Annotated in this window: 1 protein-coding gene; it reads left to right on the top strand. The window is 64.1% G+C overall.

Going from position 1 to position 262, the window contains the following annotated elements; genetic code table 11:
* A partial coding sequence (locus ACZ3HH_RS30470; protein ID WP_465810363.1) for a hypothetical protein occupies positions 1-262 on the top strand: 262 nt, incomplete at both ends.

Here is a 262-nt window from a genome sequence, read left to right as displayed (position 1 = left end):
CCGGTGAAATCGGCGTCGTCGATGCCAACGGTCGCGAGCGCGAGCGCTACAAGATCCCGTACGGCGCCGTGGTTCTGAACAAGGACGGCGATGCGGTAAAGGCCGGTCAGCGCCTCGCGCGCTGGGACGCGCACACGCATCCAATCATCACGGAAATCGCCGGTCGCGTGCAGTTCCAGGACTTCGAGGACGGCATCACCGTCACGCGCGAGACTGACGACATCACCGGCATGAGCACGCTCGTGATCACCGATCCGAAGAC

The sequence above is a fragment of the Pseudomonas sp. PME37.24/025 genome (assembly GCF_055556615.1).
Note: the sequence above shows the minus strand (reverse complement) of the source record. Positions and strands in the feature narration are given on the sequence as shown.